Genomic DNA, 26,876 nt, shown 5'->3' on the forward strand with positions numbered 1-26,876 from the left:
GGTTGGTGCCTGGAGTCTCCGCAGGGGGCCATCAATTTGGCCAGTGCGGCTGGTGATATAAGTAACGGCGACAGGCTCGCAACCTTTAGCGATTCACTGCAGAAAATTTGCCGTTCCGGCGATGCGCAAAACACCAGGAACACCGCGGAGAGCCTTTCTCGGCCGCACTTCGGCAAACTTTAGGGCTGCCTGCGCGTTGTCTACCTATCCAGCGGCGATGACGATCTTTGTATAACGCGAAAGGCCCGGAAGCGTTGCCGCGCTCCGGGCCTTTCTGTATATCCGGTATATCGCCGATCAGCCGAGCCGGTCGAACAGCGACATTCTCTGCATCTGGGTAAAGATGGTCTGTGCCGCTTTCAGCGCCGACTGTTCCAGCTGGTACTGGGAGATCGCCTGTGCGTAGTCGAGGTCGCGCAGCGAGGACAGGGTGGTCTTCAGGGTCACGTCGTTGGAGGCGCGCAGGTCGGTGGCGTTGTCGATCGCCGCGAGCTGGGCGCCGCCGGCGGCGCGCGCGTCGATCATCTTCGACGAGGCCTGGGTGATGTCGCGCATCGACGACTGCAGACCGTTCTGCAGCGCAGCCTTGGCGGCCGGAGTGATCGGATCGGTGTTGAGCAGGTTGACCAGGTTGCTGATGGTGGAGAACACGTTCTTGGTGGTCGAGGCGCCGATCTGGAAGCTGTCGCCGGCGGCGGGGGCGCCGTCCACGCGCATCTTCAAGCCGGGCAGGCCGATGCTCTCGCCGGCGGCATAGGTGCCGGTGTTGACCACCGCGCCACTGCTGTCGCGCACCTCGTAGGTGGTGGCGGCGGTGAACACGACACTGTAGCTGCCGCCGTTCCAGGCGCTGCCGGAGCCGTCGCGGCTGAAATCCAGCAGCAGGCCGGTGCCGGTGTTGCCGGCGGCCGCATGCGCGTCCACGGTGCCGTCGCCGGTGGGCACGCGCATGAAGATCTCGCTGCCGGGCAGGGTGTCGGAGACCTTGGTGTCAGGTGCCACTTCCACGCTGCGCTGGGTCTGGTTGCCGCTGTAGACCACGTTGCCCGAGACCACGGCGAACGGGGCCGCATCGTCGGCGGTGCCGCCGAACAGGTAGCGGCCGGAGCCGTCGGTGCTGTTGGACAGGCTCAGCAGGCTGTCGTGCAGGGTCTTCAGCTCCGCGGCGATGGCCTTGCGGTCGGGCGTGGTCAGCGCCGAACTATTGGCTTCCACCGTCAGATCCTTGACCCGCGCCATCAGGTCGCCGGCCTGCGCCAGCGAGTTTTCCTGCAGGTTGAGCCGGTTCTGCACGTTGTTGGCGTTGTCGCCGAAGCGCGCCAGCGCGGCCACCGTGCGGTCTAGGCTGACCGCGGTGCCCGCGGCGACCGGATCGTCGGCCGCACTGACGATGCGCTGACCGGTGGAGAGCTGTTGCTGCAGGTGCGAGATCGTCGCCTGCTTGCCGAGCATGGTGTTGAGCGACTGATTGAAGATCATGCCGCTGGAGATGCGATTGCTCATCGGACCGCGCTCAGGATGGACTGGAACAGGGTGTCGGCGGTGGAGATCAGGCGCGAGGCCGCCTGGTAGGCCTGCTGCAGACGCAGCATGTCCGCCGCTTCCTCGTCGAGGTTGACGCCGGACAGCGAGTCGCGCGCGTCCTGTGCGCTGCTCTGGATCACGTCCTGCGCATCGGCCGCGTACTTGGCCTGGCGCGCCGCCGAGCCGACCGTGGTGGTCAGACCGGCCACCGCACCGTTGAGGGTGATGGTGCCGCCGTTGAAGGCCTTGGCATCGTCCAGGTTGGACAGCAGCAGGGCGTTGCCGTTGTTGCTCGAGCCGACCCCGGTCGGGCCCACCGCGAAGCTGTCGCCGGCGGACGGGACCCCGTCCATGGTCAGGCTCCAGCCGTTGGCGCTGATGGTCTGGCCGGCGGTGTAGGTCTGCGGCGCGCCGCCGTTGATCGAGTAATGGGTGGAATCGATGAAGGCGATGTTCGCCGGCGTCAGCAGGTTGGCGTTGGTGGCGTTGGTCGCGGCGACATTGCTGACCTTGCCGGTGCCCTGGTTGCTGAGCGTGGCGCTGGCCTGGATCGGCGTCGCCGCGGCGATGCGCGAAGGGTCGCTGATGGCTACGGACAGCTTGCTGATGGCATTGGCGGTGGGCTGCAGCAGGAACTTGTCGCCGCTGGCGGCGGTGCCGGAGACCTGCAGGGTCACGCCGTTGACCACGAACGGATCGGCGTTGGTGCCGGAGCCGCTCATCGGGACGCTGGCGCCGGTGTCGGCGCGGCTGGCGCTCCAGGCGGTGCCGTTGTAGGTCAGCAGCAGGTTCTGCCCGTCGAGCTTGCTCAAGTCGCTGACGTTGGCGGTGAACGCCGCGGTGCCGGTGTTGGCGCTGTTGCCGTCCACGGTCGGCGCCGGCAGGTTGAAGAAATCGCCGCCCATCTGGCCGTACAGGTCCATGCCGGCGTGGTGCTGCTGGTTGTAGCTGCTGGCCACGCCGGTGGCGATGCGGCCGAGTTCGGCCTTGGTCGGATCCAGGACGTTGCTGCGGAACTCCAGGAAGCCGCCGAGCTGGCCGCCCAGCGCCTTGCTGTTGAGCGGCGTCGAGCCGCCAGGCGTCTTCAGCGCGATCTGCAGCTTTTCCGGCTGGTAGGGATCGGGACTGGTGACCAGCGTCGACGCATTGGTGCCGACCACCATCGCCTGGCCGCCGGAGGTGTAGACGTTCATCATCCCGCCGTCCTGCTGGATGACGCTGCCGCCGGTGTAGCCGATGAGCTGGCCGATCATCTGGTCGCGGCGATCGAGCAGGTCCGGTGCGGCGGCATTGGCGTTGGAGCCGATCTGGCCGTTGAGCTTGGCGATCTCGGTGGCCAGGCGGTTGGCTTCGGCGGTGCCGGCCAGCAGACCGTTGTTGACTTCGCTGCCGAGCGAGTCGAGCTGGCCGTTGAGCTGCTTGAAGCGGGTGACCAGCGAATTGCCGGCGTCCAGCAGGTTCTGCCGGTTGGCGCTGGCCGAGGCGTTGGAGGACAGGCCGGTGGTGGCGTCGAAGAAGTTCGACCACTGCCCGGCGATGCTGGTGGCCTTGTCCGAGAACAGCCCGTCGACGCGGCTGGACAGGCTGGAGAGCTGCTTCAGCCGGGCGACTTCGCCGGTGCTGTCGAACAGGCGCGAGATCGCCAGCTGGTCGGCGACGCGGGAGACGTCGGTGATCTGGGTGCCGTTGCCGATGAACTCGCTGCCGTACTGGCTCGGGACCGTGGTCGCGAACGTCGTCCGCTGCCGGCTGTAGCCGTCGGTATTGATGTTGGCGACGTTGTGGCTGACCGTGGACAGGGCCCGCTGGAAGGCGAGCAGGGCGCCGGTACCGGTGGAGAGGATGGACATGGACGGCTACCTCAACGGCGCACGAGGCCGGACGGATCGACGGTGCTGGCCAGCACGCGCTCGATGCCGCCGGCGGCGGCGCTGCCGATCGCGGCCACCGCACGGCCGATGGTCGGGCCGCCGGCGATGGCGGCGATCTTGGCTGCGTAGGCGGGGTCGGTGGCGTAGCCGGCGCGCTGCAGGCCCTGGGCGAAGCCGCGGATGTCGGTGCCGGCCTTCAGTGCTTGCTGGTAGCGCGGATTGGTCTTCAGCAGGCGCACGTAGTCGGCGAAGCTTTCCGCCGGCGAGGAATAGGCACGGAAATCGGCGGTCTGCGACTGCTTGACCCCGTCCACGTACTCGTGGGTGCCGGTGGTCACGCGGTCGCCGTTCCAGCCGGTGGCCTTGATCCCGAACAGGTTGTTGGAACTGGCGCCGTCGCCGCGGGAAATGCCGCGGCGGCCCCAGCCGGTTTCCAGCGCTGCCTGCGCGACCAGGGCGCGCGCGTCCACGCCCAATTCCTGCGCGGCCTTCTGCGCATGGTTCCAGATCTTGGCGACGAAGCCTTCCGGGGTGCGCTCGCCGAGGCTGGCCGCGGCGGCGTTGGCGGCCGCGGCGGCGCTGGGATCGATGGCGGTGCCGCTGTCGGCGGCCGCCTGCACGTTCGACCAGCGGTCGTCGGCACCGGCCCAGGACAGGCCGGCGCTGCCGTCGGCCGGGCTGCTGCCAATGGCCTGGTGCATGGCGCTGCTCTCGCGGCCGGCGATCATGTCCAGCACCTGTTGCTGCGGGGCGGCGGTCGCCTCGGCGCCGCCGCTCCACGGGCCGACGCCGGCGCCGGCCGTGGCACCGGCGGCAAGCGCGGCTTCGCCCTGCAGCGCCATCGGGCCGTTGCCGGACTGGCCGGACACCAGCGAGTAGGCCTTGGCCGCCTTGGCCGCGCCCAGCGAGGTATTGGCCGGCGTGGTCGCCGCCGGCTGGCCGCCACCGAGCTGCTTGGAGATCATCGCCGCCAGGCCCAGCCCCTTGCCGTCGGTCAGGCCCTTGGCGAGCTGCTGGTCGTACATGTCGCGGAAGGTCTGGTTCTCGCCGGGGAACAGCGAATTGCCGAAACTGGCCTCGCGCATGCTTTTGACCAGCATGTTGGCGAACTGCCCTTCGAGCTGGCGCGAGACCTTGTCGATCTTGGCCGGATCGTTCTGGGTAGAGGCGTGCAGGTCGAAGGGAGCGGCCGAGATACGCATTTCAGATCACCTCCAGCTCCGCGCTCAGGGCACCGGCCTGCTTGAGCGCTTCCAGAATCGCGATCAGGTCGCCAGGCGCGGCGCCGACCTCGTTGACCGCCCGCACGATCTGATCCAGCGAGGTGCCGCCCTCGAACTTGAACATGCGGCTGCCTTCGTTGGTGGCGGTGATGGTGGACTTGGGCGTGGCCACGGTCTGGCCGCCACTCAGCGCATTGGGCTGGCTGACCTGGGTGCCTTCGCTGATGGTCACCGTCAGCGAGCCGTGCGAGATCGCCGCCGGGCTGACCCGGACCTGCGAGCCGATCACCACCGTGCCGGTGCGGGCGTTGACCACCACCTTGGCCGGTGCCGCACCCGGCGACAGCTCGACGTTCTCGATCCGTGCCAGCAGGCCGATGCGCGCGCTCTGGTCGGTGGGCGAACGCACCGCCACGGTGGACCCGTCCACCGCATGCGCGCTGCCGGGGCCGAAGGTGCTTTCCAGCGCCGAGACCATGCGCGAGACGGTGGTGAAATCGGGCTGGTGCAGGTTCAGGGTGATCTCGCCGGTGTTGCCGAACACGTCCGGCAGCGCACGTTCCACCGTCGCGCCGTTGGGGATCAGGCCGACGCTGGGCACGTTCACCGAGATCCGCGAACCGTCCTTGCCCTGCGCGCCGAAGCCGCCGACCACCAGGTTGCCCTGCGCGACCGCATAGACCTGGCCGTCGGCGCCCTTCAGCGGCGCCATCAGCAGGGTGCCGCCGCGCAGCGAGATGGCGTTGCCGATCGAGGAGACGGTGATGTCGATGGTCTGGCCCGGCTTGGCGAACGCCGGCAGCTGCGCGCTGATCGCCACCGCGGCCACGTTCTTCAGCTGCGGATTGACGTTGGCCGGCACGTTGACGCCCAGCTCGCCGAGCATGTTCTTCAGGCTCTGCACGGTGAAGGGCGCCTGGCTGGTGCGGTCGCCGCTGCCGTCCAGGCCGACCACCAGGCCGTAGCCGACCAGCGCGTTGTTGCGCACGCCGCCGACCTGGGCCAGGTCCTTGATGCGTTCGGCCGCGGCCGGCGCGGCCAGACCGGCGCACAGGGCGACGGCGGCGAGCAGGCGGCAGGGCAGGGACAGAAGAGTCATGGCGGGCCTCAGTACGGCGAGATGCGCGAGTTGAAGAAGCGGCTCAGCCAGCCCATCGCGTTGGACTGCGCGACCGCGCCGCGGCCGCCGTAGGCGATGCGCGCTTCGGCCACCTTGCTGGAGGGAATGGTGTTGTCCGGGGCGATGTCGGCGGCGCGGACCACGCCCTGCACCTGCACCAGTTCGTCGCCCTGGTTCAGCCGCAGGTTCTTCTGGCCCTGGATCACCAGATTGCCGTTGGGCAGGCGCTGCATCACGGTCACGGTGATGCTGCCCTGCATGGTGTTGCTCTGCGCGGTGTTGCCCTTGCCGGCGAAGCTGCGGTCGCCGCTGGTGGAGTTGTTGAGGATGTTGGTGCCGTTGACGGTGAGCGGCGCGCCCAGCAGCGTCGGCGTGGCCATGGTCACCGCGTCCTTCTTGCTGATGCTGGTGTTGGCGGTACTGCTGGCGTTGGTGCTTTCGACCAGGGTGATGGTCAGCAGGTCGCCGACGTCGCGGGCGCGGCGATCGGAGTACAGCTGCAGGCCGGGGCCGGCGGCGTAGATCGCACCCGCGGTCGGCTGCGCCTGCGGCGCCATCACCGGCACGATCGGCGCCATCGGCGCGTACGGACGCACGTCGCCGGCGGCCACGCCCAGACCGGCGCAACCGCCGAGCAGGACCGGCAGCAGCAGCGCGGCGGAGAAGGAGAGAGAGGACAGGCGCGACATGGCGGATTCCGGAGGCGAGGGGATCAGACGTTGTTGTTCAGATAGCCGAGCATCGAGTCGGTGGTGGAGATGGCCTTGGCGTTCATCTCGTAGGCGCGCTGGGTCTCGATCATGCTCACCAGCTCTTCCACCACATTGACGTTGCTGCCTTCCAGCGCGCCCTGCGCGATCTTGCCGAGGCCGTTGAGGCCGGGCGTGCCGTTCGTCGCCGGCCCGGAGGCGGCGGTTTCCACATACAGGTTCTGGCCCTGGGCCTGCAGGCCGGAGGGATTGATGAAGTCGGTCAGGGTCAGCGCGCCGACCTGCAGTGCCGCGGCGGTACCGGCGACCTGCACGCTCACCGTGCCGTCGGAGCCGATGGTCACCGACTGCGCGCCTTCCGGAATCTGGATGCCCGGCTGGATCGGGTAGCCGCTGTTGGTGACCAGTTGGCCCTGCGCATCGATCTGGAAGCTGCCGTCGCGGGTGTAGGCCGAGGTGCCGTCCGGCATCTGCACTTCGAAGAAGCCGCGGCCGTTGACCATCACGTCCAGGGCGCGATCGGTCTGCTGCTGGCTGCCCTGCTCGAAATCCTTGGCGGTGGCGACCACGCGCACGCCGGTACCCACCTGCAGGCCCGAGGGCAGCTGCGTCTGCGAGGAGCTGGCGCCGCCTGGCTGCCGCAGCTGTTGGTACAGCAGGTCCTCGAAGTTGGCGCGGTCGCGCTTGAAACCGGTGGTGTTGGTGTTGGCCAGGTTGTTGGAGACGACCGACATGCGCGTCTGCTGCGCATCCAGTCCGGTCTTGGCGACCCACAAAGCCTGATTCATGACCCGAGTTCCTCTGATGGTGGCCCCGGCACGACGCGCCGGGGGCGCAGGGAGTGATGCACGTGCCGTGCCAAACCGGCGCCGCTGGCGCCGCGGCGTGCCTTAGCCGTTCAGACGCAGCAGGGTGTTGGCCGACTGCGCGTTCTCGTCGCCGTTCTTGATGACCTTCACCTGCATTTCGAACTGGCGCTGCAACTGGATCATCTGCACCAGCGCGCCGGCGGCATCGACGTTGCTGCCCTCGAGTACCCCGGTTCGCAGCGAATTGCCGGTGGCCGGCGCAAAGGCCTTGGCCGGATCGTCGCTGACATTGCGCATCAGGCCGTCGGGCCTGCGCGTGAGCTGGTCCGCCGGCGCCTGCACCACCTTCAGCGTGGCGATGGTGCTCATCGCGGTGGGAGCTTCGCCCAGCGGCACGATCGACACCGTGCCGTCGTTGCCGATCTCCAGCGACTGGTGCGGTGGAATCGCCACCGGATTGCCCTGGTCGTCGAGCACCGCATGGCCGCTGGCGGTGACCAGCTGGCCGTTCGGGGTCAGCGCCAATTCGCCGCCGCGCGTGTACGCCTCCTTGCCGTCGGCGGACTGCACCGCCAGCCAGCGATCGGCATCCAGCGACAGATCCAGCGGATTGCCGGTCTGGTGCTGCGCGCCGACGTCGCGGTTGAACCCCTGGTCGATGTGCAGCGCATCGATCCGCGACGGATAACCGGCGCCAGGAATCCGATAGGCCTCGGTATTGGCCAGCGCCGCCTTGAACCCGGAGGTCTCGACGTTGGCCAGGTTGTGCGACACGGTGGCCTGCGCCTGCAGCGACGCGCGGGCGCCGGTCATGGCGACGTAGAGGGCTTTGTCCATTGGAGGGAACCGGGAATGGGGAATCGGGAATGGCGGAAAGCGGGAGGTCGGTGGCGGGAACCGCGTTTACGATTCCCGTTTCCCCATTCCCGATTCCCGGTGGTCATCAACGCATATTGATGATGGTCTGCGTGACCTGATCCTGGGTCGAGATCACCTGCGAGTTCGCCTGGAAGTTGCGCTGGGCCACGATCATGTTGACCAGCTGCTCGGTCAGGTCGACGGTCGAGGATTCCAGTGCGCCGGACTGCACGCTGCCGAAGTCCGAGGTCGCCGGCGAGCCGGTGCGGGCGATGCCCGAGGCCGAGCTTTCCGCCCAGGCGTTGTCGCCGAGCGAACTCAGGCCCTGCGGATTGACGAAGTTGGTCACCGCGATCTGGCCCAGCGCCTTGTCGGCGTTGTTGGAGTAGCGCGCGTAGACGATGCCCTTCTCGTCGATGCTGATCGAGTTGAGCTTGCCGCTGGCGTAGCCGTCCTGGGTCGCGCCGCGCAGGGCGAAGGCTTCGCCGTACTGGGTCGACCCGAACACGTTGAGGGTCAGCGACAGGGTGCCGGCGCCGGTGGCGGGGGTGAAGGAGCCCAGCGGAATCTTGCCGTCGGCCGGGCTGACCAGCGCGCCGCTGTTGGAGAACTGCAGCGTGCTGGCACCGCCGGCGGCGACGCCGTCCACGTAGTTGTAGACGGTCCACTGGTTGGGCGTGGAGGTCTTGACGAAGTACGAGGTCTGCACGTGGGCCACGCCCAGCGAGTCGTAGACGGTGGTGCCGCCGCTGGAGTTGTTGTAGCTGTTGGCGTCGTTCGGATCGAACGTGGCCACGGTCGGCGGCTGGGTGTTGCCGGGCAGGGTGAAGGTCAGGTTGACCGTGCTGGTCTGCTTGGGCGGGCTGTCGGTGGTCAGCAGCTGCAGGTCGGTCAAGGTGCCGGCGGCGAAGCCGTTGCCGTTGCTCGCCGGCGGGAACACCTGCAGCCGCGCGCCCTGCGGATTGACCACATAGCCGTTGGCGTCGGTCTGGAAGTTGCCGGCGCGCGAGTACACGCGGGCGCCGTTGTTGGACAGGGTGAAGAAGCCGGAGCCGGAAATGGCCAGGTCCAGGCTGCGCCCGGTCGGATCGATGGTGCCCTGCGAGAACTGCTGGGCGACGTTGCTGACGCGCACGCCCGAACCCACCGCGTTGCGCGCCAGGCCGTAGCCGTTGAGCGTGAACTGGTCGGCGAACTCGGCGCGCGAGCCCTTGAAGCCGGTGGTGTTGGCGTTGGCGATGTTGTTGGCGGTGACGTTGAGGTCGGTATTGGCCGCCCTGAGGCCGGACAGCGATGTATTGAAACCCATGGTGGACTCCTGTGGATGTCGGCGTGGCGTTAGCTGACGCGGAGGACGTTGGTCAGCGGCGTGGTGCCGAGCCCGGTCAGATCGAGATAGATGCCGTCCGATCCGATGATGGCGCTCTCGACCGGCGCCTGGACGTAGGTGGACAGGGACAGTTGGTTGCCCTGGGCATCGGTCTGCCCAGCGGTGATGCTGTAGCTGCCGGCCGGCATGCGCTTGCCGCTGGCGTCGGTGCCGTCCCAGGCGAAATCGAGCTGGCCGGCCTTGTCGGCGGTGAGGCTGATCTTCTTGATCGGCTGGCCGGTGGCGTCGCTGACGGTGACGTCGACCACGCCGGCGGCCTTGGCCGCGACCAGGCCGCCGGTGCTGCCCTCGGCGCCCAGCGGCAGCGTCGCCGACGGCACCAGCACCTTGTGCCCGATCAGGTTGGCGCCGCGCAGCACCTGGTCGGTGCTCATCGACGAGGACAGCGCGGTGACGGTCTTGTTGAGGTCGCCGATGCCCTGCACGGTGGACAGCTGCGCCATCTGCGCGACCATCTGGCTGTTGTCCATCGGCTTGAGCGGATCCTGGTGCTGCAGTTGCTCGGTCATCAGCTTCAGGAAGTCCGCCTGCTGCAGCGCCTTGTTCTTGGTGGTGCTGGTGTTGGCCGAGGCGCTCAGGCCCAGGCTGGAATAGGTGTCGGTGGAGGTGGTGACGCTGCTCATGGAAGCGGTCCTGGGACGTGACGCGGCGGAAGGAGGGCGGATCAGCGGCCCATGGTCAGAGTGGCCAGCGCCAGTTCCTTGGCGGTGTTGAGCACCTCCACGCCGGCCTGGTAGTTGCGCGAGGCGGAGATCAGGTTGACCATCTGCGAGACCGGGTCCACATCGGGCGAATAGATGTAGCCCTCGGCGTCGGCGAGCGGATGGCCGGGTTCGTAGCGCTTGATCGGCGGTGCGTTGGTCTGGGCGATTTCCTTGACGTTGACCGAGGTCAGGCTGCTGTCGTGCGGGTTACGCACCGCCTGGAAGATCGGCTCGATCGGCTTGTAGGCCGCCTCCGCCGAACCGGCCACCGAATCGGCGTTGGACAGGTTGCTGGCGATGGTGCTCATGCGCACCGACTGCGCCTGCAGCGCGGAGCCGGCGACGTCGAAGATCGGCAGGTTGCTCATGCTTATTGGCCCGTGATCGCGGTGAGCATGCTGCGCACCTTGGATTCGAGGAAGCTCAGCGAGGCGCGGTACTCCAGCGCGGCGCGGCCGTAGGCGGCGCGTTCGGCGTCCGGGTCGACGGTGTTGCCGTCCATGCTGGGCTGGCTGGCGGCCCGGGTGATCTGGAACGGATTCAGGCCATCGCCGCCGACGGCGATGTGGCGACTGTCGTCGACCGTGAGCTGGGTGCCTTCGCGCTGTCCCTGCGCGGCACGCATCGCCGCGTCGAAATCCAGGTCCTGGGCCTTGTACCCGGGCGTGTCGACGTTGCTGAGGTTGCTGGCGATCAGCTTCATGCGCTGCTCGCGCAGTGGCAGGGCGTCGCCATGGACGCCGAAGTAGGCTGTGATCGGATTGGACATGGCACGATCCCGCGGTTCGTTGCCGAAACCACAGGCAAGGCGCGTGCCAAAGGGGGCGCGGGGCCCGGAAGATCAGATGGTCGGTCGCGGGACGCCGGCAGCGTCCGCGCTTTCTATAGGGCGTCAGCCCGGCCGCTTGACGGGGCGCGGCGCCTGGGTCGGGCTGCCCGGGTCAGGCGGCCGCTTGCGCTGCCGCGGCGACCACCCGCAGCCGGGTCAGCACGTACTCGGCCAACTCGTTGGGGCTGTACTTGGCCACGAAGGCATTGGCGCCCACGCGCTCGACCATCGCATTGTTGAACACGCCCGACAGCGAGGTGTGCAACAGCACGTACAGGCCGGCCAGCCCGGGGTGACGGCGGATTTCCGTCGTCAGCGTGTAGCCGTCCATGGCCGGCATCTCGATGTCCGAGATCACCATGGCGTAGCGTTCGGCCGGATTCTCTCCGGCGGCGTGGATCTGCAAGAGATGGTCCAGGGCCTGGCGGCCGTCCGACAGCAGGGTCGCGCCGACCCCGAGCTGGTCCAGCACGCTGCGGATCTGCTGCCGCGCCACCCGCGAGTCGTCGACCACCAGCACCTGCAGCTGCGGGCCGGTGAGCGCCAGCGATGGGTCCAGGTTGGCCTCGACCCGGGTCTGGGCGATGTCGGCCAGCACGCTTTCCACGTCGATCACCTGGATCAACTCGCCCTGGAAACGGGTCACCGCGGTCAGGTAGCTGGACTCGGCGCCCAGTTCCGGCGGCGGATGGATGTCCTCCACCGCGATGTTGACGATGCGTTCCACGCCGCTGACCAGGAAGCCCTGGACCGAGCGGTTGAACTCGGTCACCACCAGATAGCCTGGGGCGGTGTCCGCGTTCGGCTCGCGCTCCGGATGGCCGATGGCCAGGCCCAGGTCGAGCACCGGCACCGAGCGCCCGCGCACGTCGGCGACGCCGGAGAATTGCAGCGGCAGCCCCGGCACCTGGAACAGCTCCGGCCGGCGCAGCACTTCCTGCACCTTGAAGACGTTCACGCCAAAAAGCTGACGACCGCCCAGCCGGAACAGCAGCAGGGCAAGCCGGTTGTGGCCCGCCAAGCGGGTGCGCTGGTCGATTCGGTTGAGAAGGTCATGACTCATGGCGTTCATATCGGCGCCTGCGCGGCGGAACTTGAGGGCGCGGTCCGGATCGGTCGTGCGGTTTGCGGCACGGCCTTTGCATGGTGCCGGCGACCTTTCCCAGAGAGACGGCCATGCGCCCGATCCTATTGCTGGTCCTGCTGGCGGCGACGCCGGCCTGGGCCGCGGACTTCCAGTCGGTGGAGTCGATCCGCGCCGCGGCGCTGTCCCTGGCCGGGGCCGACGCCGATGCCGAGGCGACCCTGGACCCGTCGGTGCGGGTGCCGCTGTGCCCGGTGCCGTTGCAGGCGCAGCCGACCGGTACCACCACCGTGGAGGTGAGCTGCCCGCGCGACACCGGCTGGCGGCTGTTCGTGCCGGTCAAGGTGCGGCGCATGCAGCATGTGCTGGTGCTGGCGCGCGGCCTGTCCGCTGGAGAAACCATCGGCGCGGCCGATATCGTCCCCGAGAAGCGCGACGCGGCGCGCATCGTCGGCGCCGCGATGACCGAGCCGGAAGCGGCGATCGGCAAGGTGGTGCGGCGAACCCTGCCGGCCGGCACCCTGCTGTCCGCCACCGACCTGGTCGCGCCGCGGCTGGTCCGGCGCGGCGACAATGTGGCGCTGGTGGCACGCAGTGGCGGCCTGGAAGTGCGCATGTCCGGACGTGCACTGGGCGATGCGGGCGAGAACGAGCGGGTGACCGTCGAAAACCTGTCGTCCAAGCGCATCGTTCAGGGAACTGTGTCACAAAATGGCGACGTTTTAGTGACGCGCTAAGAATCCGGCTAAAGTTCTCCGACGCTGTGCCGTTACCTACACCGAACCCGTAACAGGATGTCCGTCATGACCCAGAAAATTGAAGGGAGTTTGCCGAGCCCGGCCACCCTTCGCACGTCGTCCGTCTCGACCAAGGCCGCCTCCGGCGCGTCCGAGGAAGGCAAGGAGCGTGCGGTCGGTGCGGCCGCAGCCACCGATAGCCTGCGCCTGACCGGCGAAGCGTCCGGTCTGCAGACCCTGCAACGCCAACTGTCGGCCGCGCCGGCGGTGGACAGCAGCCGCGTCGATGCGGTGCGCTCGGCGCTGCAGAATGGCAGCTACAAGATCAACCCCGACGCGATCGCCAGCCGCATGATCGACATGGATCGGCAACTCGGCGCATGAACATGTCCGTGACCAACCCCCTGCAGCAGCTCAGCGACGCGCTCGCCGGCGAGCGCCAGGCGTTGTTGGATCACAACGTGGAAGGCCTCATGCAGGCGACCAGCGCCAAGCTGGCGGCACTGCGCGCACTGGAGGCCGACGTGCCCGCCGGCGCCGAGGCCGAACTGCGGCTGCGTGAGCTGGCCGACGCCAATCGCGCCAACGGCGCGCTGCTGTCGCGGCGCCGACGCGAGGTCAACTGGGCGCTGCGCCACCTCGGCCGCAGCGAGAGCGCGTCGTCCTACGACGCCAACGGCGAGTCCAGCACGCCGCTCTCCCAGCGTCCGCTGGCGGTCGCCTAAGCCGCGGCGCAGTCCGACTGCGGGACGCGCATCCGCCGGCGGCAACGGCGTATATTGGGCATCCATCGATCGCCCGCCGCCTGTCGTGAATTTCGCCGAAATCAATCCCAACGCACCGCTCGTCCTGCCCGCACGCGAGAACCTGCTCGCCCTGAGCGAACTGCTGTACGAAGGCGTGGTGCTGTTCCGCGCCGACGGCCAGTTGCTGCTCGCCAACAGCGCCGCGCGCCGCCATCTCTCCTCCAGCGCCGACACCGGCGCATTGGCCTCGCATCTGGCGCAGTGGCTGCCGGGCGACGCGCTGTCGCAGGCGCGCAGCAGTGGCCGCTGGAGCGGCAGCTTGCCGACCGAACAGCACGTGGTGCTGGCGCACCTGTACTTCCACGCCGACGCGGACGGCGGCCATTACCTGATGCTGATCCAGGGCATCGAAGGCCAGCAGGACTACGAACAGGAACTGCAGCAACGCCACGCCGAGCTGCGCCAGGCCTACCTGCGCCTCAACGGCGCCCAGGAAAAACTGCTGCAGTCGGAGAAGATGGCCTCGATCGGCCAACTCGCCGCCGGCGTCGCCCATGAGATCAACAACCCGATCGGCTACGTCCATTCCAACCTGGGCAGCCTGCAGGAATACCTGCGCAGCCTGTTCACCCTGATCGAGGCCTACGAGCGCGCCCTGCGCGCGCCGGATCCGAAGGCGCTGATCCCGGAGATCGACGACATCCGCAACCGCTTCGACATCGATTTCATCAGCCGCGACCTGCCGCAACTGATGGCCGAGTCGCGCGAAGGCATCGAGCGGGTGACCCGCATCGTCCGCGACCTCAAGGACTTCTCCTATTCCGGCCGCGAGGAGTCGTGGAAGCTGGTGGACCTGCACTCGGGCCTGGAATCGACGATCAACATCATCTGGAACGAGCTCAAGTACAAGGTCACCCTGGAGCGCCACTACGGCAACCTGCCGCTGGTGGAGTGCCTGCCGTCCGAGCTCAACCAGGTGTACATGAACCTGCTGCTCAACGCCGGCCAGGCGATCGGCGAGCGCGGCACCATCGTGGTCAGCACCGGCCAGGACGGCGAGGAGGTGTGGATCGAGTTCAAGGACTCCGGCGCCGGCATTGCGGCGGATCTGCTGCAGCGCATCTTCGACCCGTTCTTCACCACCAAGCCGGTCGGCAGCGGCACCGGCCTGGGCCTGTCGATCTCCTACGGCATCGTCAACAAGCACCACGGCCGCATCGACGTCAGCAGCGTCGTCGGCGAGGGCTCGACGTTCCGGATCGTGATTCCGGTTAGGCAGCCGAAGTAGCTGGGAATGGGGAATCGGGAATGGGGAATCGGAACAGCGGGAACACTGCCGCTGCCGCTTTCCGCACCCGATGTCGTTTCAATGAACTGACCTGAAAAACGAAAAGCCGCAATGCGGCTTTTCCCATTCCCGATTCCCCGTTCCCGATTCCCGGCCCCTCAGGACCCCGCATCCCGCCGCTGTTCAAGGCTCGACGGTCCGGATCGTGATTCCTGTTAGGCAGTCCTAATAGCTGGGAATGGGGAATGGGGATTAGGAAAAGCGGGAGCGCTGACGCTGTTCGCTTTCCGTGTCGCCGATCTCGCCTCAGTGACCTGACCTGAAAAATGAAAAGCCGCGATGCGGCTTTTCCCATTCCCCATTCCCGATTCCCCACTCCCAGCCCCTCAGGGCCCCGCATCCCGCCGCTGTTCGTCGTGCGTGCGGAAGGCCTGGCGGATGTGTTCGCGCAGTTCGTCGTCGTTCCACGGCTTGGTCAGGAAGCGGTAGATCGCGCCGCGGTTGATCGCGTCGGTGACGGTGGCCAGGTCGGTGTAGCCGGACAGGACCAGGCGGATGGTGTCGGGGTAGAGCATCTTCACCCGGCCCAGGAACTCGGTGCCGCTCATGTCGGACATGCGCTGGTCGGACAGGATCACCTGCACGTCGTTGGTGGCGAGCAGGTCGAAAGCGTCGCGGACGTTGCCGGCGGCGAGGATGCGGTAGCCGTCGCGGCGGAACAGGCGCACCAGCGAGCGCAGCACGTTCTCTTCGTCGTCGAGCAGCAGCAGGGTGCGGTCCGGTCGGGTCTCGGTGAACGATTCCGGGCGCAGGTAGCGCCGGCGCAGGGCCATGCCGGCGGCTTCGGCGGACATCGGTTCGCCGAACAGGTAGCCCTGGAAGATGTCGCAATCGTTACGGCGCAGGAAGCCGAGCTGCGCCTGCGACTCGACGCCGTTGGCGATCACCACCATGCCCAGCTGGTGGCCCATGGCGATGATCGCGCGGGCGATCGCCGCCTCGCGGTTGCCGGCCGGCGCGCTCTTGATGAAGCTGCGGTCGATCTTCAGCTTGTCCACCGGGTAGCGCACCAGTGCGCTGAGGCTGGAATCGCCGGTGCCGAAGTTGTCCAGGCTCAGGCTGATGCCTTCGCGGCAGAGATTAGCCAGGGTCTCGTGGACGAAGTTGACATTGTTGGTCAACGCGCTCTCGTTGATCTCCAGCACCACCATCTGCGGCGGTACCCCGGCCGCCTGCAGCGCCGACATCACCTCGTTGAAGAAGGTCGGGCGCAGCAGTTGCAGGGTGGAGACGTTGACCGCGATGGTGAAGTCGTCGAAGCCCTGGTCGCGCCACAGCCGCGCCTGGCGCAGCGCGCCTTCCATCACCCAGGTGCCGATCTGCACGATCACGCCCAGGCGCTCGGCGGTGCGCATGAAGCGTTCCGGCACCAGGATGCCGAGGGTCGGCGACTGCCAGCGCAGCAGCGATTCCATGCCGACCACGCGGCCGTCGCGGGCGCTGACCATCGGCTGGTAGCGCAGGCGCAGCTCGCCGTTGGGAATGGCGTCGACGATCTGCCGCGAGATGATGCTCTCGCTGTGCGCGCTGGGCGGGCCGTCGGCGGCGTACAGGCGCACCAGGTTGCCGCCTTCGCGCGCGGCCTGGTAGACCGCGTCCTCGGCGAAGTCGAGCAGGGTCGACAGCCGCGTGGAATGCTCCGGGCACAGGCTCACGCCGATCTTGCCGGTCATGAACAGGGTATAGGGCAGCACCGACAGCGGCAGCTCGATCTGCTGCCGGATCTCCTCGGCGAAGGCTTCCGGCGGCGGCACGTCGGCGGTGCGCGGTACCGCCATCACCAGTTCGTCGCTGCCATGGCGCCACAGCAGGCCGCGGCCGCGCAGGTGCGCCTGCAGCCGGTGCGCGAGCAGCGCCAGCGCCTGGTCGCCGACCTCCGGGCTCATGTTCTCGTTGATCGAGGCGAAGTGGTCGATGTCGATGTGCAGCAGCATCACCCCCGGCCCACCGGCGAGCGCCTCGGCGATCATGCCGGTCAGGGCGGGATGGCCCGCACCCAGGCGCGACGGCAGTTCGTCGTCCACGGGTACGGCGCTGGCGGGATTCCACATCGGCTCAGGTTCCAGGCGGGGGCGACGGTGGTGCCGCGGTGGTGTAGGGCAGGCACAGCGTCACCCGGGTGCCGGCGCCGGGCGCGGTGTCGATCTGCAGGGTACCGCCGGCGCTCTGCGCGCGCTCGCGCATCACGATCAGGCCCAGGCCACGCGGCCCGGCCGGATCGAAACCGTCGCCATCGTCGACCACTTCCAGGCGCAGGCGCTGGCGTTCCTCGTCGCCGAGGGTCATCCGCACCTCGCCGGCGCTGGCATGGCGCAGCACGTTGGTCAGGCTCTCCTGGGCGATGCGGAAGCAGGCCTGTTCGACCTCGCCGCTGGGGCGCTCGGGCAGGGTGGCGATGTCCAGGTGCAGGCGCACCGGCGACGCGCGGAACAGCATGCCGGCCTGCCAGCGCAGCGCCGCTTCCAGGCCCAGCGCGTCCAGCTGCGGCGGCCGCAGCAGCGTGGAGAGGTTGCGCAGCTTGGTGATGCTGCTGTCGGCCAGGCTCACGATCTCGCTCAGGTCCTCGCGGCGGCGCTCGGCGTCGGTCTCGTCCAGCGCCGCGTGCGCGGACAGCTTCATCGCGGTGATCGCCTGGCCGATGTCGTCGTGCAGGTCGCGCGAGATCGCGCGGCGCTCGTCTTCCTGCAGCGAGAACAGGCGTCGGGCCATCGCCTGCAGTTCGCGGTTGCTCTGCGCCAGCGCGTCGCGCATGCGCTCCGGTTCGCTGAGGTCGCGCACGATCAGCAGCTTGCAGTCGCGGCCGCTGTAGCGGACGTTGCCGAACGACAGCCCGGCATGGAACAGCGAGCCGTCGCGGCGGCACATGCGTGCGGTGGCGCCGCGTTCGCCCTTGGCCCCGGCCGCGCCCATCCGTTGCCGTACCAGCGCCAGGTCGGCGCTGTCGACCAGACCCTGCAGCGGCTCGCCGAGCAGGTTCTCGCCCTCGAAGCCGAACTGCCCGGCGCAGGCGGCGTTGGCGTACAGCACGTGTTCCTGGTGCAGGATCGCCACGCCGTCCGGCAGCACCCGCACCAGTTCGCGGAACTGCTCCTCGCGCTCGTGCAGCAGGCGCCGCGAGCGCTCGTGCTCGGTCACGTCCTGCAGGGTGCCGTGCACGCAGGCGCCGCCTGCGTCGTCGCTGGACGATTCGGCGCGCAGGTGCAGCATGCGCGCCTGGCCGTCGGCGGCCAGCACCGGCAGCAGCATGTCCAGTTGCAGCGGCGCGCTGCCGCACAGGTCCTCGATCACCCGCTGGATGCGCGCCTGCGAGGCCACGTCGGGCGGCACCAGCAGTTCTTCCAGGCGGTGCTGGCGCGGCTGTTCCGGCACGCGTCGGCCGAGCATGCGGTAGACCTGCTCGGAGTAACTGCCCAGGCCGCTGGCCCGGTCCAGTTGCCAGGAGCCCAGCCGCGCGATCGACTGCGCTTCCTGCAGATGCTGCAGGGCCTGGTCGCGGCGGCGCTGCGCGTCGTACTCGGCGCTGCGGTCGCTGATGACCACCAGCCGCGCCTGCCGGCCGTGGTAGTCCAGGCTGGTGCTGCGCGCCTCGGCCATGCACTGGGTGCCGTCGCGCAGGCGCAGCGGCTCGGCCACCACGCAGGTCTTGGACGGGGTCTGCCGGATCGTCTCGATCACCTCGGCCAGGCGGGCGCTGGCGCTGGGCGGCCACAGCCGCGCCAGCTCCAGGCCGACGAACTCGTCGTGCGACCAGCCGAAGAAGGCGACCGCGGTGGGGTTCACGTCGAGGATGCGCAGGCTTTCCAGGTCGTAGACCAGCATCGGGCTGGGATTGGCGTGGAACATCTGCCGGTAGCCGGCCTCCGACAGCGCCAGCCGGGTGTGCGCCTGCACCGCGGCCCGCACCAGCGGGCGCAGCAGGTAGTACAGGGCGATTGCGGTCAGGGTCAGGAACAGGGCGTCGTTGACCAGCTGCAGGACGATCAACGTGCGGGGATCGTCTACGAAATGCGCCAAAACCAGGTCGCTGCCGATCGACAGCGCCAGTCCCAGCAGCACGTACAGCAGCACCACTCTCCAGATGCCGCGGTCCAGGCGCTGCGCCAGGCGCATGCCGGAGGTCGCCTGATGGGGCAGGGAGCTGTCGCGTTGTGGTTGCATGCCCCGGCAGCCTGCTGCGGTGGTCCGTGTCCGGCGGACATCTTAGCCGCTGACGGCCGCCGCGGCCCATGGTCGGGCGGTGCGGGCGCTCAATTAATGCCGCCGGGTGCCGTTATCACCTTCGACCGCTGGCCTTCAGGGCGGCGAAACGGAGCATCTCGGCGTGGATCAAGGCGTCATCGCAAGCTTGCTGCAGCACCCGCTCACCTCGGCGCTCGTCCTGTTGGACGCCGACGGCAGGCCGCTGGCGGCGAACCGGGCAGCGCAGGCACTGGAGCTGCCGCGCACCGTGGAGGCGTACGCCGAGTTGTTGCGTGCGGCCCGCGAGCGCCTGTTCGGCGGCGAGACCATGCTGGCCTGCGCCTTGCCCGGCACCGCCGGGCGACGCCTGGACGGCTGGCTGCGCGCGGTGCGCGACGACAGCGGCGGCCTGCTGGCCTACACCCTCAGCGTGCCCGAACCGGTCGGCAGCGATGGCGCCACCCGCTGGGAGATCGCCCTGGACAGCGCCGAGCACGGGCTGTGGGACTGGGACATCCCCAGCGACACCATCTTCCGCTCCGAGCGCTGGAAGCGGATGCTCGGCTACGCCGGCGATGCCCCGGCCGACGGCCTGAACGCGTTGCTGCCGCTGGTCCACGGCGACGACCAGGAGCGCCTGCGCCAGGCGATCCGCGCGCATTTCGAGGGCCGCACCGAAACCTATATGTGCGAGTTCCGCCTGCGCCGGCAGGACGGGCAGTGGCACTGGATCCTGGACCGCGGCCGCATCGTCGCGCGCACCGCCGACGGCAGCCCGCTGCGCATGATCGGCACGCACACCGACATCCACGAGCAGAAGCTGCTCGAGCAGCGCCTGCGCGACCAGCAGACCCTGCTGCGCGAGGCGCAGCGCATGACCCGCATGGGCAGCTGGTCCTGGGATCCGCTGCGCGACCGGGTGTGGTGCTCGCGCGAATTCCTGCGCGTCACCGGGCTGGACGAACAGCAGGCGCCGAGCAGCCGCGGGTGGCTGCGCCTGCTCAGCCGCGATTCGATGGCGCAGCTGATCTCGGTCTGGCGGCGCATGGCCCGCGAGGCCAAGCCGGCCAACTTCGAGGTCGAGCTGGTGTGTGGCAGCGAGTCGCCGCTGCACCTGCGGGTGTGGGCGCAGCCGCAGGTGGAGGCCGACGGCCGCATCCAGCGCGTGCTCGGCCAGGTGCAGAACATCACCGAGCAGCGCCAGACCGACGCCCTGATCCGCTGGCGCACCGAGCTGCTCAACCGGGTCTCGGCGCTGGGCAAGATCGGCGGCTGCGAGATCGAGGTCGGCACCCGGCGCATGCAGTGGACCGAGGAGTGCTACCGCATCCATGGCCTGCGCAAGGAGGCCATCGATCTGGACCATGCGCTGGCGTTGTACACCCAGGACTCGCGCGATGCGTTCGAGTCCGCGCTGGTGCGCATCACCGAGGGCGGCCTGCCGGAGCAACTGGACCTGTGCTTCCACCGCCCGTCCGGGCAGCGCATCTGGGTGCAGGTGCTGATCGAGCTGGACGAACGCGACGGCCTGCCGCCGCGCTTCGTGGTGCTGTTCCGCGACATCACCCGCGAACGCGAGGCCAGCGAGCGCATCGAGCTGCTGGCCCATTACGACCTGCTGACCGGCCTGCCGAACCGGCAGCTGCTGCGCGAGCAGGCCGAGAAGGCGATGCACGAGGCGGTGGAGCGCGGCACCACGCTGGCGATGCTGTTCGTCGACCTGGACGGCTTCAAGAGCATCAACGATTCCTTCGGCCACGCCACCGGCGACGCGCTACTGAAGCTGGCGGCCACCCGCATGCACCAGCAGCTGCGCACCAGCGACCTGTTCGGCCGTTTCAGCGGCGACGAGTTCGTGGTGGTGCTGCGCGACCTGGCCGAGCCGGGCGATGCCGGGCACGTGGCGCGCAAGCTGATCGCGGCGCTGGCCGAGCCGCTGCACAGCGGCGAGAACGTGATCAAGATCGGCGCCAGCATCGGCATCGCGCTGATGGAGGAGGGGCGCCAGGACTTCGACGGTCTGCTGCGCGCCGCCGACGCGGCGATGTACGCGGCCAAGGAGTCCGGACGCAACACCTGCCATTACTACAGCCAGGACGTGCTGCTGCGCGCGCAGCGGCGCCTGGAGATCGAGCATGCGCTGCATGGCGCGCTGGACCGCGAGGAGTTCTCGCTGGTGTACCAGCCGCTGGTGCACGCGGCGGGCGAGCGCGCGCCGGCGGTGGAAGCGCTGCTGCGCTGGCATCGCCCCGGCCACGGCCATTGCAACCCGGCCGAGTTCATTCCCATCGCCGAGGAATGCGGCGAGATCGTGCGCCTGGGCGACTGGGTGATCGGCGAGGCCTGCCGCCAGGCCGCGGCCTGGGATGCGGCGGGGCTGAGCTTCGACCGGGTCTCGGTGAACGTCTCGGCGATGCAGCTGCGCGACCGCGGCTTCGCCGAACGGGTCATCGAGCTGTGCCAGCGCAATGGCTGGTCGCCGAAGCGGCTGGAGCTGGAGCTGACCGAGTCGGCGCTGATCCGCGACAGCGAATCGCTGCGCCGCTGCTTCGAACTGTTCGAGCAGGAAGGCGTGCTGCTGGCGGTCGACGACTTCGGCACCGGCTTCTCCAACCTGCATTACCTCAATCGCTTCCCGGTGCAGCGCCTGAAGATCGACCGCAGCTTCGTGCAGGACATGCTGCACGACAGCGGCACCGCCAAGGTCACCCAGGCGATCGTGCAGCTCGGCCACGCGCTGGGCATGCAGGTGGTGGCCGAGGGCGTGGAAACCGTGCAGGAAGAGGCCTTGCTGCGCGAGCAGGGCTGCGACGAGATCCAGGGCTATCTGCACGCGCGGCCGCTGCCGCCGCGCGAGCTGGCTGCCTGGTTGCGCGCGCGCCAGCAGGTGGCGCCGGCCACACACCCGCGGCTGGTGCTGGCTGCGCAGTGAATGTGCGGCACCGCGTGCGCCGCACGGGCTTGCGGCGACGCAGCAGCTGGCTATACTGCGCGCGCCCATCGTTTTCCGGCCAGAGGCCACCTTCCTTGGACAGTCATCCTAGACCGACGCTGCAGCGACAGAGCTGACAGGACCGCCACGGTCTGGGTCGTCCCAGATGGGTCCCGTCCGCTCAGGACGGGATCGTTCGCCAGCCCCGCGCGGCTGGCCTTGATTCCGAGAATGCGCAAGCCCGATCCGCGAGGACTCCGAGCGTAGCCCCTGGCGTTCCCATCGTCGGAGCCGCCCATGCGCCTGCCATCGCCATCCTCCCTGAGCCGTCCGTCGCTGCGCGGTTGCGTCGTGTGGCGACGGCGTGCGTGCACCGCATTGTCTGGGGACACCCGCGCGGCCGGCAGCGGCTGACGCACGGCGTACATCTTCCCCGGTCACACTGGGCGGTCCGCTTCGCGACCCGCGCCAGCGTCCTTTTTCCTGCGGCGTTCGCTGCCGCTCCTGCCGGATCTTCCCATGCTGCCATTCGCCCGCGACCGCTCCGCGCCCGGACAGCTCGCCGCACGCCCCGGCGTACTGCCCAACCTGCACGATCTTGCGGTGTTCGCGCTGCTGCTGGGCCTGGGTGCGTTGCTGCTGCATGGCGCATCCGACATGCGCGCGCCGCTGCCGCCGGCCGGCACCGCCGCGGTGTCGCTGGACCTGTGGCAGCTCCCCGAATACGGCCTGCGCACCACCTTGCGCATGTTCGCGGCGATGGCCGCCTCGCTGGTGTTCACCTTCGTGGTGGCGACCCTGGCCGCCAAGAGCCGGCGCGCCGAGCGGGTGATCGTGCCGGCGCTGGACATCCTGCAGTCGGTGCCGGTGCTGGGCTTCCTTACCTTCACCGTGACCTTCTTCCTGGGCCTGTTCCCCGGCCGGCAGATCGGCGCCGAACTGGCTTCGATCTTCGCCATCTTCACCAGCCAGGCCTGGAACATGGCGTTCTCGTTCTACCAGTCGCTGCGCAACGTGCCGCGCGACCTGGACGAGGTGTCGCGCGGTTTCGGGCTCAGCGCCTGGCAGCGTTTCTGGCGGCTGGAGGCGCCGTACGCCACGCCCTCGCTGATCTGGAACATGATGATGTCCATGTCCGGCGGCTGGTTCTTCGTGGTCGCTTCCGAGGCGATCAGCGTCGGCGACCACACCCTGGAATTGCCCGGCATCGGCTCGTACCTGGCGCTGGCGATCGCGCAGCGCAACTTCGCCGCGGTCGGCTGGGCGGTGGTGGCGATGGCGGTGCTGATCGCCCTGTACGACCAGTTGCTGTTCCGCCCGATCGTGGCCTGGTCGGACAAGTTCCGCGCCGAACTCACCGCCTCGCAGGACAAGCCGCAGTCGTGGCTGTACGACCTGCTACGGCGCACGCGCCTGGCCAAGCGCCTGGTCGCGCCGCTGGCCTGGGTCTGGCAGCGCGCCATGCTGGTGCGCTGGACGCCGCGGCGCCAGCCGCAACTGCAGGCCGCGCCGCAGGCACCCGGCCGCAGCGGGGTGTGGGGCGACCGGCTGTGGAGCGCGGCGTTGGCGTTGGCCGGCGCGGCCGCGGCCTGGTTCGCCTACGACTATGGCCGCCGCCACCTGGGCCTGCACGACCTGGCCGAGGCCTTCGGCGGCGGCCTGGCCACGCTGCTGCGGGTGGTGGTGCTGATCGCCCTGGCCAGCGTGGTGTGGGTGCCGATCGGGGTGTGGATCGGGCTGCGCCCGAAGGTGGCGCAGCGGGTGCAGCCGCTGGCGCAGTTCCTGGCCGCGTTCCCGGCCAACGTGCTGTTCCCGTTCGCGGTGCTGGCCATCGTCAGCACCGGCGCCGATCCCAACATCTGGCTGTCGCCGCTGATGATCCTCGGCACCCAGTGGTACATCCTGTTCAACGTGATCGCCGGCGCCAGCGCGTTTCCCACCGATCTGCGCGAGGCCGCCACCATCTACCACCTGCGCTCGTGGACCTGGTGGCGGCGGGTGATCCTGCCCGGCATCTTCCCGTACTACATCACCGGTGCGTTGACCGCGTCGGGCGGTTCCTGGAACGCCAGCATCGTGGCCGAGCTGGCCAGTTGGGGCCACACCCAGGTGCAGGCCTACGGCCTCGGTGCCTACATCGCTCGCGCCACCGCCGCCGGCGACGGCCCGCGGGTGCTGCTCGGGGTGGCGGTGATGTCGCTGTTCGTGACCCTCTTCAACCGTGCGGTCTGGCGACGTCTGTACGTCTTCGCCGAACGCCGCCTGCGTTTCGACTGATTCCTGGAGACCGACCATGAGCTATTCCGCAAGCGTGCCCGAGCGCGCCCCGCTGGTCCGCGTGCAGGGTGTGCGCAAGACCTACGACAAGGGCGGGGCGACGCCGCTGGTGGTGCTGGAGGACGTCGACCTGACCCTGCACTCGGGGCAGATCGTCGGCCTGCTCGGCCGTTCCGGCTCGGGCAAGTCGACCCTGCTGCGCGCCATCGCCGGGCTGCTGCAGCCCAGCGCCGGCAGCATCGCCTTCCGCGATGCCGCGCCGGGCCAGGTCGCCGACGACATCGCCATGGTGTTCCAGAGCTTCGCCCTGTTTCCGTGGCTGACGGTGCTGCAGAACGTGGAGGTGGGCCTGGAGGCGCGCGGCGTGGCCGCCGACGAGCGCCGCCGGCGCGCCCTGGCGGCGATCGACCTGATCGGCCTGGACGGCTACGAGGGCGCCTACCCGAAGGAACTGTCCGGCGGCATGCGTCAGCGCGTGGGCCTGGCGCGGGCGCTGGTGGTACGGCCGAAGCTGCTGCTGATGGACGAGCCGTTCTCGGCGCTGGACGTGCTGACCGCCGAGACCCTGCGTACCGACCTGCTGGACCTGTGGTCGGAAGGGCGCATGCCGATCGAATCGATCCTGATGGTTACCCACAACATCGAAGAAGCGGTGCTGATGTGCGATCGCATCGTGATCTTCGGCGCCAATCCGGGTCGGGTGATCGGCGAGATCGAAGTGACCCTGCCGCAGCCGCGCAATCGCCTGGCGCCGGCGTTCCGCGCCCTGGTCGACGACATCTATGCGCGCATGACCGCCAGCCCGCAGCGGCCGCAGACCCGCGAGGGCGTGTTCCCGGGCAGCGGCATCGCCATGGTGTTGCCGCGCGTCTCGAGCAACCTGCTGGCCGGCCTGATCGAAGCGGTGGCGGCCGAGCCCTACCACGGCCGTGCCGACCTGCCGCCGTTGGCGGCCGGCCTGCAGCTGGAAGTGGACGAACTGTTCCCGATCGCCGAGACCCTGCAACTGCTGCGTTTCGCCGTGTTCGAACAGGGCGACCTGCAGCTGACCCCGGCCGGGCAGCGCTTCGCCGAACTCGGGACCGACGCGCGCAAGCAACTGTTCGCCCAGCACCTGGCCACCTACGTGCCGCTGGCCGCGCACATCCGCCGCGTGCTCGACGAACGCCCGGCGCATCACGCGCCGGCGCGCCGCTTCCGCGACGAACTGGAAGACCACATGTCCGAGGCCTACGCGGCGGAGACCGTGCAGGCGGTCACCAGCTGGGCGCGCTACGCCGAGTACTTCGCCTACGACAAGCAGGCGGACCTGTTCTCGCTGGAGAATCCGAGCTGATCGGGGGGATTTCAGGCTGCGCGCAGTTTCGGCTTCAGCCGCGACCCGACGGCCAACATTGCAGGAACGGCGTCTAGGCATGACCTTGCTCGCCGCTCACTGCGCCTTGCAGCAACGATGTCGCGATCTGGTCGGAGTCGTTGTGGGAGGGACTTCAGTCCCGACTTCAGGCGCATCGAAGCGCCGGACGGCATCGCGCGTCGCGACTGAAGTCGCTCCCACAGCGACGCTTTCCCACGGCCGGGCGCTCGCGATTGGGAGAAGGGTTCGGGCGCGCGCCTGGATGCGACGCCGGTCGGTCGATGTGTCGTAGCTCGCCGCCGAATGCGCCTTTGCAGCAACGATGTCGCGATCTGATTGGAGTCGTTGTGGGAGGGATTTCAGTCCCGACTACAGGCGCATCGAAGCGCTGGACGGCATCGCGCGTCTCGACTCAAGTCGCTCCCACAGCCCACGGCCGGTCGCTCGCGATTGGGAGAAGGGTTCAGGCGCGCGCCTGGATGCGACGTCGGTCGGTCGATGTGTCGTAGCTCGCCGCCGAATGCGCCTTTGCAGCAACGATGTCGCGATCTGATCGGAGTCGTTGTGGGAGGGACTTCAGTCCCGACTGCATGCGGCCGGCCAGGCACGTGTCGCTCGCGTTTCGCGACCGAATGGCATCGCGCATCGATGCCTTTTGGCGTGGTGTAGCGAGATTAGCTGTCTCCTTGCAGGAGCGCGCATGACTGGCTGGGCCTTATGCGTCAAGCGAAATCTACAATAACCAGCTGGGATGAAGCGTTTGGCGACGCGCTGGACGCAGGCTCCGCTCGCCGCGCGCGATCGCAACCGCCGCGATCGACTCAATCGCCGTCGTACAGCGGAAAGTGCACCAGCGGCGCCGGCGTGCCGGCAGCGGCGACCGCGCTGCCGTTGAGGCCCATGTCCCAGGCCAGGCCGGCCCAGACCGGGTCGGCGATGCGCGCGTCCTGCTGCGCCGGTGCGCGTGCGATCAGCAACTGCCGCAGTTCGGCCTGGGCCAGCGTCTCCAGCCGTCGCAGGGCGTGGCCGGGCTGGCGCGGCGCGGTCACCGGCCGGATGCCGGGTGCGGCCACCGGCTCGGACGCAGGCACGTGCGCGCTGCTGCTGTCATCGCAGGACATGGCCGCAACTCGGGACAGGGACTGGAGATGCATCGACATCGACGGGGCCGGACGGGA

General features: G+C 68.9%; 23 protein-coding genes. 8 read left to right on the forward strand and 15 right to left on the reverse strand.

Annotation, left to right across the window (positions count from 1 at the left end; genetic code table 11):
- The coding region (locus SLW56_RS18240) for a hypothetical protein (RefSeq protein WP_320695268.1) at positions 1–183 on the forward strand (183 nt) is incomplete at its 5' end.
- A 114-nt stretch (positions 184–297) separates the two neighbouring features.
- Here the strand turns inward: SLW56_RS18240 and flgL are convergent.
- The 12 genes from flgL to SLW56_RS18300 all read right to left on the reverse strand — a co-directional run bounded on the left by flgL (position 298) and on the right by SLW56_RS18300 (position 12,101).
- The gene (gene flgL, locus SLW56_RS18245) at positions 298–1,503 is read right to left on the reverse strand and encodes a flagellar hook-associated protein FlgL (protein WP_017914297.1); all 1,206 of its coding nucleotides are present in this window, start codon (positions 1,501–1,503) and stop codon (positions 298–300) included.
- Entirely contained in the window at positions 1,500–3,374 is a 1,875-nt protein-coding gene (gene flgK, locus SLW56_RS18250; RefSeq protein ID WP_320695269.1) for a flagellar hook-associated protein FlgK, read from the reverse strand. The genes flgL and flgK overlap by 4 nt, the downstream gene beginning before the upstream one ends.
- Before the next feature lie 11 nt (positions 3,375–3,385).
- A complete protein-coding gene (gene flgJ, locus SLW56_RS18255; protein WP_267110235.1) occupies positions 3,386–4,597 on the reverse strand; it encodes a flagellar assembly peptidoglycan hydrolase FlgJ in 1,212 nt (403 codons plus the stop codon).
- A gap of 1 nt (position 4,598) precedes the next feature.
- Positions 4,599–5,717, reverse strand: a complete 1,119-nt coding sequence (locus SLW56_RS18260; RefSeq protein WP_017912877.1) for a flagellar basal body P-ring protein FlgI — start codon at positions 5,715–5,717, stop codon at positions 4,599–4,601.
- An 8-nt stretch (positions 5,718–5,725) separates the two neighbouring features.
- Positions 5,726–6,427: a flagellar basal body L-ring protein FlgH gene (flgH, locus tag SLW56_RS18265; RefSeq protein WP_017908575.1), complete on the reverse strand. Its 702-nt coding sequence runs from the start codon at positions 6,425–6,427 to the stop codon at positions 5,726–5,728.
- Positions 6,428–6,450: 23 nt separating this feature from the next.
- The gene (flgG, locus tag SLW56_RS18270; RefSeq protein ID WP_017908574.1) at positions 6,451–7,236 is read right to left on the reverse strand and encodes a flagellar basal-body rod protein FlgG; all 786 of its coding nucleotides are present in this window, start codon (positions 7,234–7,236) and stop codon (positions 6,451–6,453) included.
- 102 nt (positions 7,237–7,338) lie between these two features.
- On the reverse strand, positions 7,339–8,094 hold the full coding sequence (locus tag SLW56_RS18275; RefSeq protein WP_017908573.1) for a flagellar basal body rod protein FlgF: 756 nt from the start codon (positions 8,092–8,094) through the stop codon (positions 7,339–7,341).
- Positions 8,095–8,200: 106 nt separating this feature from the next.
- A complete protein-coding gene (gene flgE, locus SLW56_RS18280; RefSeq protein ID WP_267094075.1) occupies positions 8,201–9,424 on the reverse strand; it encodes a flagellar hook protein FlgE in 1,224 nt (407 codons plus the stop codon).
- A gap of 29 nt (positions 9,425–9,453) precedes the next feature.
- A complete protein-coding gene (locus SLW56_RS18285) occupies positions 9,454–10,128 on the reverse strand; it encodes a flagellar hook capping FlgD N-terminal domain-containing protein (protein ID WP_017908571.1) in 675 nt (224 codons plus the stop codon).
- Positions 10,129–10,169: 41 nt separating this feature from the next.
- Positions 10,170–10,577, reverse strand: a complete 408-nt coding sequence (flgC, locus tag SLW56_RS18290; RefSeq protein WP_017908570.1) for a flagellar basal body rod protein FlgC — start codon at positions 10,575–10,577, stop codon at positions 10,170–10,172.
- A gap of 2 nt (positions 10,578–10,579) precedes the next feature.
- On the reverse strand, positions 10,580–10,978 hold the full coding sequence (flgB, locus tag SLW56_RS18295; protein WP_152236878.1) for a flagellar basal body rod protein FlgB: 399 nt from the start codon (positions 10,976–10,978) through the stop codon (positions 10,580–10,582).
- A gap of 172 nt (positions 10,979–11,150) precedes the next feature.
- A complete protein-coding gene (locus SLW56_RS18300; RefSeq protein ID WP_026143352.1) occupies positions 11,151–12,101 on the reverse strand; it encodes a chemotaxis protein in 951 nt (316 codons plus the stop codon).
- Between the two features lie 113 nt (positions 12,102–12,214).
- Here SLW56_RS18300 and flgA point away from each other — a divergent pair, with 113 nt between their 5' ends.
- The 4 genes from flgA to SLW56_RS18320 all read left to right on the forward strand — a co-directional run bounded on the left by flgA (position 12,215) and on the right by SLW56_RS18320 (position 14,893).
- On the forward strand, positions 12,215–12,859 hold the full coding sequence (flgA, locus tag SLW56_RS18305) for a flagellar basal body P-ring formation chaperone FlgA (protein WP_295925810.1): 645 nt from the start codon (positions 12,215–12,217) through the stop codon (positions 12,857–12,859).
- Between the two features lie 66 nt (positions 12,860–12,925).
- Positions 12,926–13,243, forward strand: coding sequence for a flagellar biosynthesis anti-sigma factor FlgM (flgM, locus tag SLW56_RS18310; protein WP_026143351.1), 318 nt, complete (start codon positions 12,926–12,928; stop codon positions 13,241–13,243).
- Positions 13,244–13,245: 2 nt separating this feature from the next.
- The gene (locus SLW56_RS18315; RefSeq protein ID WP_026143350.1) at positions 13,246–13,584 is read left to right on the forward strand and encodes a flagella protein; all 339 of its coding nucleotides are present in this window, start codon (positions 13,246–13,248) and stop codon (positions 13,582–13,584) included.
- Positions 13,585–13,669: 85 nt separating this feature from the next.
- A complete protein-coding gene (locus tag SLW56_RS18320) occupies positions 13,670–14,893 on the forward strand; it encodes an ATP-binding protein (RefSeq protein WP_017908564.1) in 1,224 nt (407 codons plus the stop codon).
- Between the two features lie 386 nt (positions 14,894–15,279).
- Here SLW56_RS18320 and SLW56_RS18325 read toward each other — a convergent pair whose 3' ends face one another.
- Entirely contained in the window at positions 15,280–17,004 is a 1,725-nt protein-coding gene (locus SLW56_RS18325) for an EAL domain-containing protein (protein WP_010341742.1), read from the reverse strand.
- A gap of 4 nt (positions 17,005–17,008) precedes the next feature.
- Entirely contained in the window at positions 17,009–19,111 is a 2,103-nt protein-coding gene (locus SLW56_RS18330) for a PAS domain-containing sensor histidine kinase (RefSeq protein ID WP_267085296.1), read from the reverse strand.
- Positions 19,112–19,274: 163 nt separating this feature from the next.
- Between SLW56_RS18330 and SLW56_RS18335 the strand changes: the two genes are divergently transcribed.
- The 3 genes from SLW56_RS18335 (at position 19,275) to SLW56_RS18345 (ending at position 25,677) form a co-directional block, all read left to right on the forward strand.
- Positions 19,275–22,064: a bifunctional diguanylate cyclase/phosphodiesterase gene (locus SLW56_RS18335; RefSeq protein WP_267094077.1), complete on the forward strand. Its 2,790-nt coding sequence runs from the start codon at positions 19,275–19,277 to the stop codon at positions 22,062–22,064.
- Between the two features lie 519 nt (positions 22,065–22,583).
- Positions 22,584–24,341 carry an ABC transporter permease subunit gene (locus SLW56_RS18340; RefSeq protein WP_152246626.1) on the forward strand — a complete coding sequence of 586 codons (1,758 nt, stop codon included), beginning with the start codon at positions 22,584–22,586 and terminating at the stop codon, positions 24,339–24,341.
- Between the two features lie 16 nt (positions 24,342–24,357).
- Positions 24,358–25,677, forward strand: coding sequence for a nitrate/sulfonate/bicarbonate ABC transporter ATP-binding protein (locus SLW56_RS18345; protein WP_010341738.1), 1,320 nt, complete (start codon positions 24,358–24,360; stop codon positions 25,675–25,677).
- A gap of 842 nt (positions 25,678–26,519) precedes the next feature.
- Here the strand turns inward: SLW56_RS18345 and SLW56_RS18350 are convergent.
- A complete protein-coding gene (locus tag SLW56_RS18350) occupies positions 26,520–26,819 on the reverse strand; it encodes a hypothetical protein (RefSeq protein WP_043091980.1) in 300 nt (99 codons plus the stop codon).
- Positions 26,820–26,876 lie beyond the last annotated feature (57 nt).

Source organism: Xanthomonas sp. LF07-6, assembly GCF_034105445.1.
Taxonomy (GTDB): domain Bacteria; phylum Pseudomonadota; class Gammaproteobacteria; order Xanthomonadales; family Xanthomonadaceae; genus Xanthomonas_A; species Xanthomonas_A sontii.